Origin of the sequence: Loktanella sp. F6476L (genome assembly GCF_023015725.1) — a bacterium.
Classification (GTDB): domain Bacteria; phylum Pseudomonadota; class Alphaproteobacteria; order Rhodobacterales; family Rhodobacteraceae; genus Yoonia.
Genome location: NZ_JALKAR010000001.1, coordinates 283,110 through 300,804, shown reverse-complemented (window position 1 = coordinate 300,804; position 17,695 = coordinate 283,110). Strand labels below are relative to the sequence as shown.

The 17,695-nt window shown below is 57.0% G+C and carries 19 protein-coding genes; 10 read left to right on the top strand and 9 right to left on the bottom strand.

The features are described 5' to 3' along the window. Nucleotides 1–66: 66 nt before the first annotated feature. Both MWU61_RS01470 and pyrE read right to left on the bottom strand, forming a co-directional pair. The gene (locus tag MWU61_RS01470) at nt 67–1,716 is read right to left on the bottom strand and encodes a SulP family inorganic anion transporter (RefSeq protein ID WP_247126173.1); all 1,650 of its coding nucleotides are present in this window, start codon (nt 1,714–1,716) and stop codon (nt 67–69) included. A 146-nt stretch (nt 1,717–1,862) separates the two neighbouring features. Beyond that, entirely contained in the window at nt 1,863–2,390 is a 528-nt protein-coding gene (gene pyrE, locus MWU61_RS01465; protein ID WP_247126171.1) for an orotate phosphoribosyltransferase, read from the bottom strand. A 129-nt stretch (nt 2,391–2,519) separates the two neighbouring features. Here pyrE and MWU61_RS01460 point away from each other — a divergent pair, with 129 nt between their 5' ends. The 3 genes from MWU61_RS01460 (at nt 2,520) to MWU61_RS01450 (ending at nt 4,331) form a co-directional block, all read left to right on the top strand. After that, complete coding sequence (locus MWU61_RS01460; protein WP_247126169.1) at nt 2,520–3,383, top strand: S-methyl-5'-thioadenosine phosphorylase; 864 nt, start codon at nt 2,520–2,522, stop codon at nt 3,381–3,383. 13 nt (nt 3,384–3,396) lie between these two features. Then, on the top strand, nt 3,397–3,927 hold the full coding sequence (locus MWU61_RS01455; RefSeq protein ID WP_247126167.1) for an adenine phosphoribosyltransferase: 531 nt from the start codon (nt 3,397–3,399) through the stop codon (nt 3,925–3,927). 98 nt (nt 3,928–4,025) lie between these two features. Then, the gene (locus MWU61_RS01450; RefSeq protein WP_247126165.1) at nt 4,026–4,331 is read left to right on the top strand and encodes an arginine transporter; all 306 of its coding nucleotides are present in this window, start codon (nt 4,026–4,028) and stop codon (nt 4,329–4,331) included. A gap of 74 nt (nt 4,332–4,405) precedes the next feature. Here the strand turns inward: MWU61_RS01450 and MWU61_RS01445 are convergent, their stop codons facing one another. Together MWU61_RS01445 and MWU61_RS01440 are read right to left on the bottom strand one after the other, a co-directional pair. Then, a complete protein-coding gene (locus MWU61_RS01445) occupies nt 4,406–4,828 on the bottom strand; it encodes a hypothetical protein (protein ID WP_247126164.1) in 423 nt (140 codons plus the stop codon). An 83-nt stretch (nt 4,829–4,911) separates the two neighbouring features. Next, nucleotides 4,912–5,610: a site-2 protease family protein gene (locus MWU61_RS01440; RefSeq protein ID WP_247126163.1), complete on the bottom strand. Its 699-nt coding sequence runs from the start codon at nt 5,608–5,610 to the stop codon at nt 4,912–4,914. A 150-nt stretch (nt 5,611–5,760) separates the two neighbouring features. Here MWU61_RS01440 and meaB point away from each other — a divergent pair, with 150 nt between their 5' ends. Together meaB and MWU61_RS01430 are read left to right on the top strand one after the other, a co-directional pair. Continuing rightward, the gene (meaB, locus tag MWU61_RS01435; RefSeq protein WP_247126161.1) at nt 5,761–6,741 is read left to right on the top strand and encodes a methylmalonyl Co-A mutase-associated GTPase MeaB; all 981 of its coding nucleotides are present in this window, start codon (nt 5,761–5,763) and stop codon (nt 6,739–6,741) included. 9 nt (nt 6,742–6,750) lie between these two features. After that, nucleotides 6,751–7,566 (top strand): M90 family metallopeptidase, encoded by an 816-nt coding sequence (locus MWU61_RS01430; protein ID WP_247126159.1) that lies wholly within the window; start codon nt 6,751–6,753, stop codon nt 7,564–7,566. Between the two features lie 10 nt (nt 7,567–7,576). Here MWU61_RS01430 and MWU61_RS01425 read toward each other — a convergent pair whose 3' ends face one another. Together MWU61_RS01425 and MWU61_RS01420 are read right to left on the bottom strand one after the other, a co-directional pair. Continuing rightward, nucleotides 7,577–7,765: a CTP synthetase gene (locus MWU61_RS01425; RefSeq protein ID WP_247126157.1), complete on the bottom strand. Its 189-nt coding sequence runs from the start codon at nt 7,763–7,765 to the stop codon at nt 7,577–7,579. A gap of 120 nt (nt 7,766–7,885) precedes the next feature. Further along, the gene (locus MWU61_RS01420) at nt 7,886–9,103 is read right to left on the bottom strand and encodes a BCCT family transporter (protein ID WP_247126156.1); all 1,218 of its coding nucleotides are present in this window, start codon (nt 9,101–9,103) and stop codon (nt 7,886–7,888) included. 292 nt (nt 9,104–9,395) lie between these two features. Between MWU61_RS01420 and rpmB the strand changes: the two genes are divergently transcribed. From rpmB to hrpB, 3 genes are all read left to right on the top strand, one after another. Continuing rightward, nucleotides 9,396–9,680: a 50S ribosomal protein L28 gene (rpmB, locus tag MWU61_RS01415; protein WP_247126154.1), complete on the top strand. Its 285-nt coding sequence runs from the start codon at nt 9,396–9,398 to the stop codon at nt 9,678–9,680. A gap of 74 nt (nt 9,681–9,754) precedes the next feature. Beyond that, nucleotides 9,755–10,210: a GNAT family N-acetyltransferase gene (locus MWU61_RS01410; RefSeq protein WP_247126152.1), complete on the top strand. Its 456-nt coding sequence runs from the start codon at nt 9,755–9,757 to the stop codon at nt 10,208–10,210. Between the two features lie 66 nt (nt 10,211–10,276). Next, nucleotides 10,277–12,688 (top strand): ATP-dependent helicase HrpB, encoded by a 2,412-nt coding sequence (gene hrpB / locus MWU61_RS01405; protein WP_247126151.1) that lies wholly within the window; start codon nt 10,277–10,279, stop codon nt 12,686–12,688. A gap of 88 nt (nt 12,689–12,776) precedes the next feature. On the opposite strand, the gene argF is transcribed toward hrpB, so the two are convergent. Together argF and MWU61_RS01395 are read right to left on the bottom strand one after the other, a co-directional pair. Then, nucleotides 12,777–13,682 (bottom strand): ornithine carbamoyltransferase, encoded by a 906-nt coding sequence (gene argF, locus MWU61_RS01400; protein ID WP_247126149.1) that lies wholly within the window; start codon nt 13,680–13,682, stop codon nt 12,777–12,779. 77 nt (nt 13,683–13,759) lie between these two features. Next, nucleotides 13,760–14,929, bottom strand: a complete 1,170-nt coding sequence (locus tag MWU61_RS01395) for an aspartate aminotransferase family protein (RefSeq protein WP_247126147.1) — start codon at nt 14,927–14,929, stop codon at nt 13,760–13,762. A gap of 239 nt (nt 14,930–15,168) precedes the next feature. On the opposite strand from MWU61_RS01395, the gene MWU61_RS01390 reads away from it, so the two are divergent. Continuing rightward, nucleotides 15,169–16,050, top strand: a complete 882-nt coding sequence (locus MWU61_RS01390) for a DMT family transporter (RefSeq protein WP_247126145.1) — start codon at nt 15,169–15,171, stop codon at nt 16,048–16,050. A gap of 35 nt (nt 16,051–16,085) precedes the next feature. Here the strand turns inward: MWU61_RS01390 and MWU61_RS01385 are convergent, their stop codons facing one another. After that, the gene (locus MWU61_RS01385; RefSeq protein WP_247126143.1) at nt 16,086–16,901 is read right to left on the bottom strand and encodes an ABC transporter permease; all 816 of its coding nucleotides are present in this window, start codon (nt 16,899–16,901) and stop codon (nt 16,086–16,088) included. A gap of 127 nt (nt 16,902–17,028) precedes the next feature. Between MWU61_RS01385 and MWU61_RS01380 the strand changes: the two genes are divergently transcribed. Next, the gene (locus MWU61_RS01380; RefSeq protein ID WP_247126140.1) at nt 17,029–17,637 is read left to right on the top strand and encodes a GcrA family cell cycle regulator; all 609 of its coding nucleotides are present in this window, start codon (nt 17,029–17,031) and stop codon (nt 17,635–17,637) included. The last annotated feature ends 58 nt before the right edge of the window (nt 17,638–17,695 follow it).

Here is a 17,695-nt window from a genome sequence, read left to right as displayed (position 1 = left end):
TTCGTTGACGTCTTTCAAATCCCCGCCGGAGGTATGGGGTCCCTTCTTCAGGGACCCCATTTTTGTTTAGTGACCGCCCAGAATGCCGGTCCGGACAGAGTAATCCACAGCGATTTCGTAATCCGGATCATCGTCACTATCGACCATAAGGTGACCCGCTTTTGACAGCAGATTATGGCAATCACGGCTGAGGTGACGCAGTTGGATTTGCTTGCCTTGCGCCTCGTATTTGCCAGCAATGCCTTCAATCGCCTGCAACGCAGATTGGTCCACGACACGGCTGTCCGCAAAGTCCACGATCACCAAGGATGGGTCATTGTGGACGTCGAACAATTCGGCAAACCCTTCGGATGACCCGAAGAACAGCGGGCCCTGCACGCCGTAAACCTTCGCACCCTCTGGTGTCTGGTGGATTTTCGCAGAGATGCGTGTCGCGTTGTTCCACGAATAGGCCAAGGCCGACACGATCACACCAACCACAACAGCCGTGGCAAGGTCGGTCCAAACGGTCACGATGGTCACAAGGATCGTCACAAACGCGTCCATTTTCGGGACCTTGCGCAGGATCGTAAGCGAGTTCCAAGCGAACGTCCCGATCACAACCATGAACATCACACCGACCAATGCGGCCAGCGGGATTTGTTCGATCAGGCCTGATGCAAACAGGATGAACGCAAGCAGAAACAATGCTGCGGCGATGCCCGCGATCCGTGTCCGGCCGCCGGATTTCACGTTGATCATCGACTGACCGATCATCGCACAACCGCCCATGCCACCGAAGAAACCGGTCACTGTGTTGGACACGCCCTGCGCGATACATTCTTGCGACGCACCGCCCCGTTTATTGGTCATTTCACCAACAAGGTTCAGCGTCAGCAGACTTTCGATCAGGCCAATGGCAGACAGGATCAGGGCGAATGGCAAGATAATCCAAAGCGTTTCCAGATTGAACGGCGCCAGCATCGTTCCGTAGATGCCCGTCCCGTCACCGAAAGGCACGTGGAACTGCGGCAAACCACCGGAAATCGACGCCAAATCACCAACGCGCGGCACGTCCAGACCAAAGCCGATCACGACCGCTGCCACGATACCAATGCCCGCCAGCGGGGCCGGAATAACTGTTGTGATCTTCGGCATCACCCAGATGATCGCCATTGTCACAACAACCAGACCCAACATCAGATACAGCGGCATACCCGACAGCCATTCACCGCTGGCCATACCGTGACCAGATGCTTCGGCAGTACCCGGCACTTGGAATTGACCCAATTGGGCCAAGAAAATAACAATCGCGAGGCCGTTCACGAAGCCCAACATCACCGGATGCGGCACAAGCCGGATGAACTTACCCCACTTCATAATGCCGACGAATATCTGGATCAGCCCCATCAAGATGACAGTCGCAAACAGATATTCCACGCCGTGCAACGACACGAGCGACACCATAACAACCGCCAAAGCACCTGTCGCACCCGAAATCATCCCCGGCCGTCCGCCGAAGATCGCCGTGATCAGACCTACGATAAACGCGGCGTAAAGGCCGACCAGCGGGTGAACGCCGGCCACAAAGGCAAAAGCAACGGCTTCAGGCACAAGCGCCAAAGCCACGGTAAGACCGGACAACACTTCAGTCCGGAGACGTCCCGCATTCAACGGGGCGTCCTTGTCAGTCAAAGCAATACTATCGGCGAAGCTCGCCAGAAGTGCGCGGGGCATATCGATATCCTGTGAGGAAGGTCAGTTGCGCCCGCCCCTACCTTAGGCCAGCCCAAATGTCACCCCCGCAGGTGTAACAGCCATGAACCGCCATCCAATACCTGCAATGTAGCTTGACAGAATGAAGACCAGCTTAACAGCGCCGCTTATTCCAGATCGGCGCGCGTAAAGACCGGATAGACTGGCAGCGTTGGCGCGTTCGCAATCGCAGGATCCCCTTCACCGCGCCAGATCGCGCAGATCACACCCAGCACGTTCGCGTCTTCCTGCTTGGCCAACCCGTAGGCATCCGCCACGGCACCACCTGTGGTGATCACGTCCTCAATAAACGTCACCTTCTTGCCAGCTACATCTTGGCCTTCAATCGCGCGACATGTCCCGTATGTCTTCGCTTCCTTGCGGATGAACGCCGCTGGCAGTCCTGTTTCAATCGAAAGCGCCGTCACCAACGGCACCCCGCCCAATTCCAACCCTGCGATGATCTCTGTACCTTCGGGCAACAGCTTTGCCATTTCTTTTGCCAACGGCTGCAACAGCTTCGGATCGCCTTCGAAACGGTATTTGTCGAAATACCGGCTCGACACTTGGCCCGAACGCAAAGTGAATGACCCCTCCAACGTCGCAATATCAGCGATTTGGCGCGCGAGTTCGGCGTGGGATATGTCTTGGGTCATAGTACTTCTCTCATTTGAAGAATTTGTGCGGGCATAAACGACCACGTTGTGACCATCAAGGCGCGCACGCCCTCTTGTCAGCATGTTAACCCTCTGCTTGTCTGGTGGCGCGGCAACAGGGGCACATCCATGGCAAAATTAGGCATCATCGGCGGGTCGGGCATCTATCAGATGGCTGGTCTGGAAAACGCGCAGTGGGAAACGGTCGAAACGCCTTGGGGGACGCCATCCGACGCGGTTTTGACAGGGCAACTGGGCGGAACCGACATGGTGTTCTTGCCTCGCCACGGACGGGGCCATACGCACACGCCAACGACCGTGCCGTATCAGGCCAACATCGACGCGCTCAAACGGCTTGGCGTGACCGATATCATTAGCGTCAGCGCCTGCGGATCGTTTCAAGACCACATGGCGCCGGGTGACTTTGTTCTTGTGGATCAATTCATTGATCGGACATTCGCGCGGGACAAATCATTCTTCGGTCCGGGGTGCGTGGGTCACGTCAGTGTTGCCCACCCGACCTGCCAACGCCTGTCCGACGCCTGTCTGCAAGCGGGCCAAGACGCAGGCATCACAATGCACCAAGGCGGAACCTATCTGGCGATGGAAGGGCCACAGTTTTCATCAATGGCCGAATCGCAGCTGTATAAATCATGGGCCTGCGATGTGATCGGGATGACCAATATGCCCGAAGCCAAACTCGCCCGTGAAGCTGAAATTTGCTACATCACAGTCGCCATGGTCACCGACTATGACAGTTGGCATCCCGATCACGGTGCGGTGGACGTTAGCGACGTCATTAAAACGCTCCAAGGTAACGGCACCAAGGCCGCTGACCTGATCACCCGCCTGCCCGCTTTGCTAACCCAACGTCCTACGACTTGCCCCCACGGGTGCGATACGGCATTGGAACACGCGATTATGACCGCACCCGATCATCGGGATGCGACCCTTGTAGCAAAACTAGATGCGGTCGCAGGCCGCGTGCTGTGAAAGAAGACACCTGATGAAAACCGTCCAAGATTACATTCGCACGATCCCCGATTTCCCGCACGAAGGGATCATGTTCCGCGACGTGACCACGCTGTTCAGCGACCCGCGCGGGTTCCGTCTGGCCATCGACCAGTTGCTGCACCCTTACGTCGGCGTGAAAATTGACCGGATCGTGGGGCTAGAGGCGCGCGGTTTCATCCTCGGCGGGGCCATTGCGCACCAATTATCGTTGGGCTTTGTGCCAATCCGCAAAAAGGGCAAGCTGCCCGGCAAGACAATCGAACAAGCCTACACGCTAGAATACGGCGAAGCCGTGATGGAAGTGCACGACGACGCGCTCCAGCCCGGCGAAAAGGTTCTGATCGTCGATGATCTGCTGGCCACCGGCGGGACGGCAGAGGCCGGCATCAAACTGGTCGAAAAAATGGGGGCAGAAGTCATCGGCTGCGCCTTCATCATCGATCTGCCCGATCTGGGCGGCCGCAAAAAGCTGGAAACGATGGGCATGGACGTCCACGCGCTGTGTGCATTCGACGGCGACTGACCGCTCATAAACAGTCGCGCGCGCAATTTGTCTGATTGCATCAGGCCTGCGGGCGCGGCATAGTTAGCGCATCCCATTTCGACGAAAAAGAGGCCCCCATGCGTCGTGCATTTGTGACACTTTCCCTTGTAGCATTGACCGCCGCCTGTAGTTCCGGCGTGAACGGAAAAGTGGGAAAAGCATGTATCGACGCGGACAGGTCCGCCGCCAGCAACCGCCTGTGTTCATGTGTGCAACGCGTGGCCGACCAATCGCTCAGCGGCTCTGACCAGTCCTTGGCGGTGAAGTTCTTCGAAGAACCGCAGCTGGCCCAAGACACAAGGCAATCCGACAATCCGCGCTCCGAAGCATTCTGGCAACGCTACCGCGCCTTCGCCAACTCTGCCCGCCGTCAATGCGGCTAAGGGCTGCGCCGCCGCCCCCCTTCTTTTGGTCCTAAATATCTCGGGGGTTTGGGGGCTGGCCCCCAAGTCTGAGATCAGCGTAAAACACCACGTCGCGTCATGGCGCGCGCGTAGACCCACAGCAGCACCAGCACCACATAGATGGCCGCCGTAAAGCCGAGTTGAGTTGGCGTCATATCCATTCCGGTGCGGTCCGCGATGCCAAAACTGTAAACGGACGACACAATCAGCCCCACCAGCGACAGGCCAAAGGCAGGCCCCGCCAAACGTGACCGTAACAGCAGCAACAAAGCCCCCAACATCGAAAACCAGACCCCAATAGCCCACGCCGTTTCGAACCAGATTGGCCCGTTATCAAGAAACGCCTTTTGCGCGTCGCTCAGCATCGCGAGATAGGCTTCGTTTTCGGTCTGCGTCATCACATAATCATACGCGCCACCCGCATTCCAAATCAGCGCTATGATCCCGACGATCCACACATGAAACGGTGTTTTCATACCCAATCCCCTTACCAATCACGCTTGAATGCTATGACGGGCTTGCCATTCGGGCAAGGATTGCTTCGCGGGTCAGGTTCGGATCAGTAGGCAGGTTCACCCCGCATCATGCGGTAATGCGCAGCAATGGACGGGATAAAGAACAGCACCCAGCCTTGGAAATAGAACACGGCAACCATGGCCGGAATCCACATGATCGACATGGCCAAACCAACTGCGCCTGTGACCTGTTGGGCCGCCTCACCGCGCATAAAACGCAGCATCAGCAGATGGAATAACTTACCGCCATCCAGCGGCTGCACAGGGATCATGTTGAACACAGCAAGGTAGAAATTGATCTGCCCGAACAGCCAAATGAAATACATGACCTCGGACGCCAGATAGCTGGGTTCGGTCCCCGCATGCGTCCAATGGTTCCACATGAAGGTGTCAAACAGCGAACAAGTCGCCCAAAGGGTCGCGTTCACAATCGGGCCCATCGCCACGATCAGTTCTTGCTGATACGCGCTCGACGTCCGCTTGCTTTCGCAAAAACCGCCCGCCCCGTGCAGCATAATCCGCCTGACGGGAACGCCTTGGATTTGGTTGCCCCAAGCATGGCCCAGCTCGTGCAAATAGATCGCCAATACAATGGCGACGCAGATCATCACGGCGTAGGCCAGATCAACGCCAATGCTGAAATAGAACAAGATCGCGAGCAGCCCAAGCAGCGTTTGCCCGACTTCCACCCGAACGCCCAGCGGGCCGACAAAGCTGAAAATTACCGTATCTTTGTTCATCATTAGGCAGGTCCCACACGCGTTATTCGATCGACATTCGCGCAACCATCGGATGAAACAGGGGCCGGATTGTGGCGCATCCATGATCAATTGGTGGATTTGACGCAGTGGACATCCCCCTAAGGCGCGATAAAAAGCGATATGACCACGCAAATGAACACCACCGCAGCCCTGACCGAAACCGCCACCAAGATCGCATCCGGTGACCGTCGCGCGCTCGCCCGCGCGATTACACTTGTCGAAAGCGCGCGGGATGATCACCGCGCAACCGCGCTTGCCTTGCTCGACACCTTAGGGACCAGCAAGCAGGCGTTGCGTATTGGCCTGTCCGGCACACCTGGTGTTGGCAAATCGACCTTCATCGAAAGCTTTGGCTTGATGTTGACGGGTCTTGGCAAAAAGGTTGCCGTGCTGGCCGTCGATCCGTCTTCTGCCCGATCCGGCGGGTCAATCCTTGGCGACAAAACCCGCATGGATTTTCTGGCCCGCGATCCTAACGCCTTTATCCGCCCGTCCCCATCGCAAACCCAATTGGGTGGCGTGGCGCGCCGCACACGCGAAGCTGTGGCACTCTGCGAAGCCGCTGGATACGACGTTGTACTGATCGAGACTGTCGGCGTTGGCCAATCCGAAACCGTTGTGGCGCAGATGTCGGACCTGTTTGTCTTGCTATTGGCCCCTGCTGGCGGGGATGAACTGCAAGGCGTCAAACGCGGCATCATGGAAATCGCCGATATGGTTTTGGTCAACAAAGCCGACGGTGAATTGAAAGCCCAAGCCACGCGCACCTGTGCCGACTATGCAGGCGCGCTGCGGCTCTTGCGTAAACGCCCCCAAGATCCCGACGGGTTCCCGATGGCCCGCACCGTATCCGCGCTTGAAAGCGAAGGCCTGACAGAGGCATGGGATCAGATGCAAACGCTGATGCAGTGGCGGCAAGATAACGGAGTTTGGGATAAAACTCGCGCGGATCAAGCCCGGCACTGGTTCCAAGAAGAAGTCCGCCTTCAGCTTATGGCGCAACTGACCGCAGATGCAGGTCTACGCGACCGCCTGACACAAATGGAAGGCCAAGTCGTTGCAGGGACAATGTCGCCCGCCGCCGCAGCCGCGCACGTCCTGCGTCAATCATAAGGCGAACCGATGATATACCTGATCCCGATCCTGATCATCGCGGGCCTCTGCTACCTCGCCTATAGGTCATGGGCGGCAGCGCAGACCCGTAAACACCTGTTGGCCAGCCCCCTCTCTGACGCAGACCGCACGATCCTTCACGGACAGGTCCCGCTGATCCGGCGATTGCCGCCAGAACTACACGCGCCGTTAGAGGGCAAGATCAACCTCTTCCTGCACCAGACAGATATGTACGGCTGCGACGGGCTAGAGATCACCGATGAAATGGTCCTATCCATCGCGGGCCAAGCCTGCCTGCTGATCGTCAATACCGACGCATGGTACAAAAACCTGCGGACCATTTTGATTTACCCAAGCGCATTTCATTCGGTTCGGAAATCCAGCGACGGTTTTGTCGTCAAAGAAGAACGTGTCATCCGGTTGGGTGAAAGTTGGGCGCGCGGCCCTGTGATCCTGTCTTGGGCGCATAGCCAACAGGGTGCGATGAACGATCAAGACGGGCACAACGTCGTGCTCCATGAATTCGCCCATCAGCTTGATGATCTATCAGGGGGTGTGAACGGCATTCCTGTGCTGCAAAAGCGGCAGTCTTTCGCACAATGGGAACGGGTCTTTGTTGACGCCTACGACAGGCATCTCAAAAAGGTGCGGCGCGGGCGAAAGACCTTGCTGGATGCTTACGGGGCCACGAACCATCAGGAATTCTTGGCCGTTTCAGTCGAAGCATTCTTCGAAAAAGCAGAACAGCTGCAAGAACATGAACCAGCGCTCTATGCGCAGCTGTCCACACTGTTGCAGCTTGATCCGGCCGCTTGGCCAGATTGACGCGGCCGATCTATTTCGCATTTTTGACGATGGCTTGGGCAATATAGAAACTGGCGGGCACGGCCAGCACAGCCCCGATGCAAGCCGCGACAATCAGTTGAAGCCATGTGTCGTATCCAGCGACCAAGGCCGCAACGATCAAACTGCCAGCCAATGTCGTGGCGATCATAGCGTAAAGCATTGTGGCGAGACGGAACATGAAAACTCTCCTTCAGGAAATCGTTCCCTATGGATAACAAATCCGTCTGCGGATGCTTTGACCCAAATCAAAAGGGGCCCAACGGGGCCCCTTTCATTGTCGTGATGTCGTTAGGTTGATTTACGCATCGTCGATTTTACTGAAATCAAGCGTATTGGCCTTGGGTGACCGCGTGATCCCCAGCACCGCATCGCGCTTGACGAAAACAACGTAGGCCAGACAGGCCAGGTAGATACCAACAACAATCGAACCGACCCACTGGATTTGCAGCCACTGGCTTTGGAACAACAAGGTCAGCGCAAACAACACAACCGCATTGCCCAGCACATAGGTCGCCGTTCCCAAACGGTTCGTCGTCAGGTTCAGGTTATCTGTGTAAAGCCGGATCAAACTGTCGAATGAATTGATCACGAAGATGATCCCGACGATGGTCATGAACCAGTTCGCCGCACCCGCAGTCGCAATGCCGTTCTCGTGGTAGAAATACAGAACAGAGAACCAGACACCCAACGGGATGGACGGGAACACCAGCAATGACGCCAGCAACTGCCACGTTTTCAGGCCGCCCACAAAACGCGCGGTGAATTGGCCAATCATGATCGACCAAGCAAACCACCAGAACAGGTAGAATTCATGGTAATCCGTCAGCGGAATGATAAATTTGTGGATGTTCGCGAAATAACCGCTGATATTGCCAGCCGTACCCGTGAAGTCCGCAAAGCCCATGCCAGCGTTCAACCACATGAATGCGATCAGGGCGAAGAACAACACGCTGGAACTGATTGATAGAATCTTCACGAACTTGATGTCTGTAGACGAAAACGCGGCCAAAAGAATCACCAAGAAACAGATCAGGTAAAAGACCGGCAAAATCGTCTCACCATCGCCCACTTCGGCGATGTAATACGGCATGTAGATCAGGAACAACGCGCCCGTGAAGGCACAGGTCGTGATGATCACGATGTTATTCAGCAATTTAACCGCCGGAATTTCGAAAAACTTCACGCGCGGTTCAACCACGCAGAAGTAAAACGCAGTCAGGAAATAGAAGGCCCAGATCAAGAACCCCCAAAACCCGAATTCAAGCGCCAAGGGGGTGGTGAACCCGTAAGCAGGCTCTGTCGCTGTGTCCGCATAGAGCGGATAATCGAAAGCCAGCGGGAACATAATCAACCCGACATCCAAGCCGGATGTGAACAAAATCGCAATAAACGTGAACAATGGGACGGGTGTGACCCCGACAATACGCAAATTCCACCACTTTATCGTGCAAAACAGCGTCAGGCCCAAGGCCAGCACCGTTCCGAATGTAATGATCGACGTAAGCACTGCGGCCATCGTCTTCCCCCTTTTCTGTCTATATGAATATTGGGCAATCAGGCCGCTGAACGACCACGTTGATGCGTCGCGCCTAACATGCGATATGCCGATAGCAACAGGCGAAGAACGACAGCTTTGTCGCAATCGGCATTTTGGGGCCAACTTCACGTCAATCTGGGTTGACGCACGACAGGAATCCTCATATCTGGCCGGAACTGATTTATGGCTATGCCCCGCATGGCCCTTTTGCTGATACCGAGGTGACCCGCCATAGGGGCGTGTGACACCTGCTAAGACAAGGAATGATCATATGTCGCGCCGTTGCGAACTTACCGGAAAAGGCCCAATGTCTGGCAACAATGTCAGCCACGCGAAAAACCGTACACGTCGTCGGTTCTTGCCAAACCTTCAGGACGTGACTTTGCAGTCCGACGTTCTGGGCCGCTCTTTCAAATTCCGTATCTCTAACGCTGCCCTGCGCACCGTTGATCACCGTGGTGGTCTGGACGCGTTCATGGCGAAAGCAAAAGACGCTGAGCTGTCCGATGGCGCGCTCAAAGTCAAAAAAGAGATCTCAAAGGCGACTGCGGCTTAAGCCAGTCCCGTTGATTTGAATTGGAAGGCCCGGTTGTTTTAGAACAGCCGGGTTTTTCGTTTTGAGGATCCCCGATGCCCCCTTTCACCATCCGCCCGCTGGAAACGGATGACATTCCGGATGTCGTGCGGATGATCCACGAACTGACCGCGTTTCATAACGACACAGGCACCGCCAGTATCGAAACGGTGACGCGCGACACCGCAGGCCCCAATCCGTGGTGGCATGTTTTTGTCGCGGTTCTGGACGGGCAGTTGATCGGCTACATGGTGCTGCTTCCGCTCTCCAAGGTCGCAGACGGGACGCGCGGGATCGACATCAACCACCTCTACCTGCGCGACGGGCAAAGGGGCGCAGGCGTCGGGCGTGCTTTCATTGAAACAGCCGCGCATTTTGCGGCGGCCAACGCCTGCAGCTACCTGCACATCGCAACAGCAGCTGAAAACACGGCAGCGCAAAACGCATACCTCGCGTGTGGTTTTGAGGCACGCCCAGACCCCGGTGGCCCCAGATTTCGCATGGTGATCTAGGCACGGATTTTCCCAGAAAATCCGCCCCCAGCTTGACCCCATGCGCACAAACACGCACCAAGCAGCATGACCAAACTTCCCGTCGATATCGTCTTACCGGACCTAATCACTGCGCTGCGCAGTCATAACCGTGCCGTTCTGCAGGCCCCGCCGGGCGCAGGTAAGACGTCGCGGGTGCCTCTCGCGATGCTGGAAGCGGACCTGACGCCCGGCAAAATCATCATGCTCGAACCCCGCCGCCTTGCCGCGCGGGCCGCGGCAGATCGTCTTGCCGAACAGCTCGGGGAAAAGACAGGCCAAACCGTCGGTTACCGCATGCGCGGCGATAGCAAATCGGGCAGCAGGATCGAGGTCGTGACCGAAGGCATCCTGACCCGCATGATCCAATCCGATCCCGAACTACCGGGCATCGGGGCCGTTATTTTCGACGAATTCCACGAACGGTCGCTCAACGCTGACCTTGGTCTCGCCTTCGTTTGGGAAATCGCCCAAGTCCTGCGCGACGACCTACAGATCGTCGTCATGTCCGCCACTTTGGATGCAGCGCCCGTCGCGGCCCTTTTGGACGACGCGCCGATCATCACCTCCGAAGGCCGGACCTTCCCCGTCACCCGCCATTATCTGCCCCGCGCCCTGCCCGCGAAAACACGGATCGCCCATGCGACGGCGGATATGATCCACGAAATCGCACCGCAATCCACAGGCGGCATCCTCGTCTTTCTCCCCGGTGAAGGCGAAATCCGCGAAACTGCGAAACGCCTGAACCTGCCCGCCGACCATCACATCCGCCCGCTTTATGGCGCGATGCCGTTCAAAGACCAACGCGCCGCCATCGCGCCCGTCACACAGGGTCGCAAAATCGTGCTGGCCACATCTATCGCCGAAACCTCGCTAACCATCGAAGATATCACGGTTGTCATCGACGCAGGCCGCGCACGCAGGTCACGGTTCGATCCGAACTCAGGCATGTCGCGCCTTGTCACCGAAAAAGTCAGTCGCGCCGAAGCGACCCAACGCGCAGGTCGGGCGGGTCGTGTCGCGGCAGGCGACGCATATGCGCTCTGGACCAAAGGCGAAGACGGGGCGCTCGCGGCCTTCCCGCCCGCAGGTATCGAAGTCGAAGACCTCGCCCCGCTGGCCATAGAACTTGACGTTTGGGGCAGCGACGACCTGTCGTTCCTGACACCACCACCACCGGGACCATTGGCCGAAGCGCGCGCGCTGCTCACCACTCTTGGCGCACGCGACGAACAGGGTAAAATCACCGCACACGGACGCAAGTTAGCCGCGTTGCCAGTCCACCCACGCTTGGGTCACATGCTGCTCACTGCGGGCAAACAGGCAGCCCCCACAGCAGCCCTCCTATCGGCACGCGATCCGCTGCGTGGCGCACCAGCGGATCTGTCGTTGCGGATCAAAGCCCTGGGTGGCAATTACGACGGCCCCGGTCAAATCAACCACGCGACCTTGCAGCAGATCAAAGCTGACATTCCACGCCTTGCCAAAGGGTTGGATGACAAACCTCATCTGGAATTGGCCGCGCAACTTGCTTTAGCCTATCCCGACCGGATCGGGCTGCGGCGCAAAGGGGACGCGCCACGCTACGTTCTGTCAGGCGGCAAAGGGGCGGTGTTTGACGCGGCCGACACCCTCGCAGGCCAACGTCTGATCGTCGCGACAGATCTGGACGGCGACACCCGCGAAGCCAAGATCAGGCAGGCCGCCGCGATCGACGAAGCCACTCTGCGCGACCTCTACGGCGACCAAATCCACTGGCACGACATTTGCACATGGTCCAAGCGCGATGGACGGGTTCTAACGCGCAAACAAGAAACCTTCGGGGCGCTTATCCTCGACGACCGCAACTGGACTGCCCCCGACCCGATGATGGTCGCTACCGCAATGTGCGACGGCATCAGGCAGCTCGGCCTGCGCTTTTCAGCAGCGGCAAACCGTTTCCGCGCCCGCGTCGCATTGGGACGCGACAGTGACCCCAGCCTGCCGGATATGACCGATGAGACGTTGATTGAGACACTCGACGACTGGCTTCTACCGCACCTAGACGGTGTAAAAACCACCGCAGATTGGAAAAACTTCGACGCATTGCAAGCGCTACGATCAATGCTCGACTGGGGGCAAATGCAACGGCTCGACACGGCCGTGCCACCGCATTTCACGACACCCATGGGGCGCAAGACACCCATCGACTACGACGGCGAAGCCCCTGAAATCACGCTGCGTTTGCAAGAACTCTTCGGTGTCACCCGCCACCCGACAGTCGGAAAAACACCGCTGCGGATCACACTGCTTTCACCGGGACAAAAGCCGGTACAAACGACGACTGATCTGCCGAATTTTTGGAAAACATCCTACGCAGACGTGCGCAAAGACATGCGGGGCCGCTACCCGCGTCACCCATGGCCCGAAGACCCAACACAAGCGGACCCCACGCTAAGGGCAAAACCCCGCGGCACATGACCCTTCTTTTGGTCACAAATATCTCGGGGAGGTCTGGAGGGGCTAGCCCCTCCAGCGGCGCGACGCCAAAGGCGGCGCAAATCCTCGCTTAGACACCCAAACAGTGACGCATGATCGCCTTTTGGGCATGCAACCGGTTTTCGGCCTCGTCAAAAATCACCGAATGTTTGCCGTCCATCACCGAACTGGTGGCTTCATCATCACGGTGTGCCGGCAGGCAGTGCATAAACAATGAATCCGGCTTTGCCTTTGCCATCAACGCATCATTCACCTGATAACCGCGCAGCTGGTTATGGCGACGTTCACGGGCAGATTGCGGATCATGCATCGACACCCACGTGTCAGTCACGACCAGATCAGCTCCTTCAACGGCTTCATTCGGATCACGCACCGTGGTGTATAGACCCGCCAAAGCTGGCTCTGGATCCAACGGTTCTGGCCCGGTGAAGACGAGATCAAATTCAAACTGCTTGGCGGCATGGGCGAAGCTTGCAAAAACGTTGTTCCCGTCACCAGACCACACAACTTTCTTGCCTTTAATCGGGCCGTTATGTTCTTCGAACGTCATGATATCCGCCATGATCTGGCAGGGATGCGTCCGGTTTGTCAGACCGTTGATCACAGGTACTGTCGCATATTCCGCCATGTCGAGCAGTGTCTGCTCTTCGAATGTCCGGATCATGATCAAATCAACGTAACGCGACAACACGCGGGCGGTGTCTGCAATCGTTTCACCGTGGCCCAATTGCATGTCAGCACCAGACAGCACCATTGTCTGACCGCCCAACTGGCGCACACCAACGTCAAAACTGACGCGGGTCCGTGTGGATGGCTTTTCAAAAATCAGCGCAACCATGTGATTGGCCAGCGGCGTATCGGCGTCAGGCGTGCCCTTGGGCAGGCCCTTGCGTGCCGTCTTCATTGATTTCGCTTGGTCGATAATCTTGTGCAGATCAGCAGGATCGGTTGTGTGAATGTCGAGAAAATGTGTCATTGTATGCTCTTATTTGCGAGGTCGCTTGGGGGTTTCACACCCCCAAACCCCCGTGGGATATTTCGGGCCAAAAGAAGTCAGCCAAGGCTTTCTGCGGCGCTGTTGAGACGCGTCACCGCTTCTGCGATGTCTTCGTCCGGAATGTTCAGTGCGGGCAACAGGCGGATCACGTTATCAGCCGCGGGCACCGTCATGACCCCCGCCGCGTAGCCCGCATTCACCACGTCGATGTTCGGCTTTTTGCATTTGATGCCCATCATCAGGCCAGACCCGCGCACCAGTTCAAACACGTCAGGATGTGCTGCAACCAAACCTTCCAATTTCTGGCGCAATAAACCTGCTTTACGGTTCACTTCTGCGAGGAAGGCGTCGCTGCCGACTTCTTCTAGGACGGCGCAACCGATCGCACAGCCCAAAGGGTTGCCGCCATAGGTGGACCCATGCGTGCCCGCCGTCATGCCGGACGCTGCATCTTCGGTCGCCAGCACACAGCCCAGTGGGAAGCCCCCACCGATGCCTTTTGCCACCATCATGATGTCAGGTGTGACCCCTGCCCATTCATGCGCAAACAGCTTACCGGTCCGGCCCACACCGCATTGCACCTCGTCAAGGATCATCAGAATTCCGTGGCTATCGCACAGGTCGCGCAGCCCTTTCAGGCAAGCGTCTGGCAGCGGGATGATCCCGCCTTCGCCCAGTACCGGTTCTACGATAATCGCCGCCGTTTTGTCGCTAATCGCCGCCTGTAACGCATCATGATCACCCAAAGGTAAATGCGTGAAGCCCGGCAAAAGCGGACCAAAGCCTTTGGTCATCTTCTCGGATCCCGCTGCTGCAATCCCTGCGGCCGACCGCCCATGGAACGATCCTTCAAACGCGATGATCTCGGTCCGATCGGTCTGGCCTTTTTCAAACCAATACTTACGCGCCATTTTCACGGCCAATTCGCAGGCTTCTGTCCCGGAATTCGTAAAGAACACGGTGTCTGCAAAGGTCTTTTCGACCAACATATCCGCCAGCTTTTGTTGCGCTGGAATGTGATACAGGTTCGATGTATGCCAAACCGCTTGCGCCTGTTCTGTCAGGGCTGCAACCAATTTAGGATGCGCGTGCCCTAATGCATTCACCGCGATTCCTGCCCCTAGATCCAGAAAACGTCGTCCGTCGGCTTCTATCAACCAAGACCCTTCGCCTTTGACGAAGGACATCGGAGCACGAGAATAGGTAGGCAAGATTGAGGGGATCATAGCGATCAGCCTTTGCGAAAAATGAAGCCCGAGTGGTGCCAAGCGGCAGGGGCTAAGTCAACGATATTTGTGAAAAAGAAGAGAGGACGTGCAGAAACGGCGGACGGGCTTAGCGTCGGCGTCGGATATTCTGTGTGGTCAGTGTCTTCATGACGGTTGACTTAGCGGACAGCGGACGACCTGTGAACCCCTTAAATCAGGTGCTTTACAGCGGCCCTGTTTGGGACAATGACCGTCGCATGACTTTGAAACGCCCGAACCCGCCACTTGCCATTGCATTTATGCTGACCGCGACCGCGTTTATCGCGGGTACCATGGTCTTGGCCAAGACCATCGGCACGGGCGTGCTGGGCGACCCCTTGCATCCGCTCCAGGTCAGCCACGCCCGGTTCGTTTTTGCATTCCTCGCGATTGGCGCTGCGACCCTTGTGATGCGGCCCCAATTTACGCGGCCTGCCCTTCCGATCCACATCGGACGCACATTGTTCGGCTGGGGCGGCGTGACATTGATGTTCGCAGCTGTGGCCTTCATCCCCCTGCCCGATGCAACCGCCATCAGCTTTCTCAATCCGGTTTTCGGGATGTTGCTTGCGATCCCGCTGCTCGGCGAACGGGTTGGTCCGTGGCGCTGGACCGCGGCAGGTCTGGCTTTGCTGGGCGCGATGATCTTATTACGCCCCGGACCTGAGACGTTTCAATGGGCGGGACTTTTGTCATTGGGGGCCGCTGCACTGCTGGGGATGGAGCTGATTTTCATCAAAAAGCTGGCAGACCGCGAACCACCTTTTCAGATATTACTGATCAACAACGCGCTTGGCCTGCTGATCGCGACAATTGCGGTGATCCCGTTCTGGACCATGCCAACGATGGGCCAATGGGCGGCACTTGCCGGGATCGGCGTTCTTATGGCGGGTGCCCAGACCTGTTTTATCAACGCAATGGCGCGGGCGGACGCCAGTTTCGTGACGCCCTTCAGCTATCTGACACTGATCTTTGCGGCGATCTACGACGCGCTGTTCTACGATCAAGTGCCCGACATCATCAGTTGGACGGGTGCCGCGATCATTATTGGGGGTGCCGCGCTACTGGCATGGCGAGAAGGCCGCGCAAAGCGATCCTAACACGCGCCGCCGCCCCCAAATATTTGCGAAAGGCGTTACGCCTTCAGCCGATACCCGCGATCCAGCCACGTCCAGCAAATCGCCATCACAACCGCACAGGCCAGCGTCACAATACCAAGCCCGACCCACGGGCTACTATCGCTCACCCCGATCATGCCAAAGCGGACACCGTCGATGATGTAGAAGAACGGATTGATGTGACACAGCGTCTGCATTAGCGCAGGCAGCGCATCGATGGAATAAAAAGTCCCCGACAAAAACGCGAGCGGCGTCACGATGAAGTTCGAAATCGCGGACAATTGGTCAAATTTGTTCGCATAGATACCGGCAATCAAACCCAAACCGCCCATAAAGATGGACCCGAGCAAAACAAATGTGATCACCCAGAACGGATTCTGCATGCCCACACCCAAAAACAACCAAGACCCAAGCGCGATCACTGTGGCGACCATCGCTCCCCGCGCAAACGATCCGAAGATATACCCTGCCAGCAGTTCGCCCGCGGACAAGGGCGGCATCAATGTATCGACGATATTGCCCTGCACCTTGGCGGATGCCATCGACGACGATGTGTTTGCAAAAGCGTTCTGAATAACGGTCATCGTCAGGATTCCTGGGGCTAGAAACGTCATGAAGTCGACGCCCATCACATCGCCGCGGTTCGGGCCAATCGCAATGGTGAAAATCATCAGCAACAGGCCCGCATTGATCAACGGCGCCATAATTGTCTGCGACCAGACGTTCATAAACCGCCGGACTTCACGCTCCATTAAGGTCGCTGTGCCAGTCCAGTTCACGCGCCCAAACCGGCGTTCACCCATGTTTGCTGCTAAAGTTGTCTGTTCCGACATTGCCATACCTCATTTCATTTCAGCGGATGCGCTTCACATCCCCGCTTGCAATGCTTAGAATAGGGGATCAAGGAATTAGACAAGGCCAGATGTCAAAACATTCGGCACCCTGACATAAGGAAATTGCATGTCCTGGACAGACGAGCGCGTCGAGACGCTCAAAAAAATGTGGGGCGAAGGCCAGTCGGCAAGCCAGATTGCCAAGGAACTTGGCGGCGTCACCCGCAACGCGGTTATCGGCAAAGTGCATCGGCTTGGGCTTTCCAACCGTGCGGGATCAGGTGCGTCTGCGCCTGCCAAACCTGCGGCCAAGGAAAAAGCAGCACCCGCTGCCCCCACAAAGATGGAAACCAAACCCGCGATCAAGCCAAAGCCAGCCGCGCCAAAGGCATCCGTGCCTGCGGTGAAGGAAGAGGTTTTGCTGGACGAAAACGGTATTCCTATTTCCGCCGCCCGTCGCGCGATTATTCCGGCCGGTCAGCCGCTGCCGCCGCAACCGTCTGCGAACGAAATTTCGCCGGAAGCATTGGCTAAGGTCAATGAGGTTGAAAAGACGGCCAAGAAGATCAGCCTGATGGAATTGACCGAAAAGACCTGCAAATGGCCTGTTGGTGATCCTGCGACACCTGACTTCTGGTTCTGCGGCCTGCCTGTACAATCCGGCAAACCATATTGCGAAGCCCACGTCGGCGTGGCCTTCCAACCGATGAGCAGCCGTCGCGATCGCCGTCGGTAAGACCGACGAGCAAAACAGATTTAAAAGGGCGGCAGATCATCTGCCGCCTTTTTTGTGT